Genomic DNA, 1639 nt, shown 5'->3' with positions numbered 1-1639 from the left:
CCACGGCGACCTGCTCGGCTCCCGCACATCGGTGATCGTCGCCGGCGACGCTCGCAGCAACGGTTTCGACCCCCGCCCCGACCTCCTCGCCGAGGTGAGCCGCCGCGTGCACCGGCTCGCCTGGATCACCCCCGAACCGCGCCGCTACTGGAACCAAACCGGTTGCGCCCTGACCGATTACATCGAGTACTGCGATGCCTTCATCAGCGCCCGCGACGGCGCCGAACTCGTCGACCATGTCGACGAACTCGCCGCAGCCCTTCGCTGACACCCATCAGGCCCCTTCCCTCCCGGGACACCCCATCGATGACCCCGATCGTCGAGAACCCTTCCCCTCGATGGCCAAGAACTTTTCCCTCGATGGTCGAGGTGCGAGCCGCGTGCGGCGAGCCTCGAGACCCGGCGAGATAACCAGTATCGCAACCACTTCCACCACCCGAAGAGCCGAACGCGAGCCGAGTTTGCAGACGCCCTCGCTGCACCAGCCGCGTCTGCACATTGGGGCCGCGAACTCATCACTCCCGACGGCCAAGCCAGCCCTTCCCCCGATGGTCGAGGTGCACGGCGCGCCAAGCGCCGGGCCTCGAGACCCGGTGAGACAACCAGCCTCCCAACCACATCGAGAGCAAGACAAACGAAAACGCACGCCCCCTAACACACCCCACCGACAGAAGATCAGCGCCGAAACACGTTGTCCACAAGCAGAATTGACCAAAACATCCCTTGCATCAAACACCCTGGCGAGGTATACTGAACCCATCACACCGATCAGCCACCGGGGAGGGGCCATGATCGACACCGCTACCATTCTCGACGCGGAAACCGTTGACGCCGAAGCAATCTTCGCCAACATCGTCACCCAACTCAGCGACCTGCAATGGAATCCGGAGATGACCGGGCCCCAGGCTTTCGGTGCAATGAAACAAGTCCTCCTGCTCCGCAATCTGGTTGATCACCACGCCACTACCCTCACCGGCGAGATGGACCGGCTGGGCGTCGCCGACCACAAAACCACTCGACTTCGGGAATTGTTGATCAGCATGGGTTTCGCACCCGCCGTCGCAGGTCGGTACGTGCGCATCTCGGCCACCACCGATGTGGATCTGTTGATGGCGCATGCAGCGGACGGGTCCATCTCCTCCGAACACGTCGATGCCATCGTGCGCGGGTTGGCGCACATCGACACCCGCTCCCCCGAACCCCTCGACACCGTGCAACGGTGTGAATACCTGCGGAAACTGCTGTCGCACTACTTCGCCGGCTTCACCCCCGCCGAGATCACCACCTACGCGCGACAGTTGGGTAACGAGTTGGCGGCCGAAACACCCGGTGGGTTACCGGCCGCCGAAGACAAGACGATCAACTCCTACACCGACCGCATCACCGACGACGGACGGTTGGAGATCTCGGCGAACCTCGACATCATCGCCGGGGAGAAAACCCGTACTTTGATGGAAACCTTGTCGGCGCCCAAACCTCAACCCGACGGATCCCCGGATCCTCGGACACCCGAACAGATCTGTGCGGCCGCATTCGAAACGATCGTGGAGTTGGCGGCACAAGGATTGGCCGACACCACGTTCTCGGCCAAACCCACCAACGGCCTGCTGTGGACCTGGTCAGCGGACAACCCGGCACT

At 63.1% G+C, this 1639-nt stretch carries 2 pseudogenes; both read left to right on the top strand.

Annotation, left to right across the window (positions count from 1 at the left end):
* Positions 1 to 268, top strand: a pseudogene (locus B1964_RS04075) (hypothetical protein); the annotation flags it as partial.
* A gap of 520 nt (positions 269 to 788) precedes the next feature.
* Positions 789 to 1639 (top strand): annotated as a pseudogene (locus B1964_RS04070) (DUF222 domain-containing protein); the annotation flags it as partial.

This window comes from Gordonia sp. i37 (assembly GCF_002043085.1).
Classification (GTDB): Bacteria; Actinomycetota; Actinomycetes; order Mycobacteriales; family Mycobacteriaceae; genus Gordonia; species Gordonia polyisoprenivorans.
This window is presented reverse-complemented; position numbering and strand designations above follow the sequence as displayed.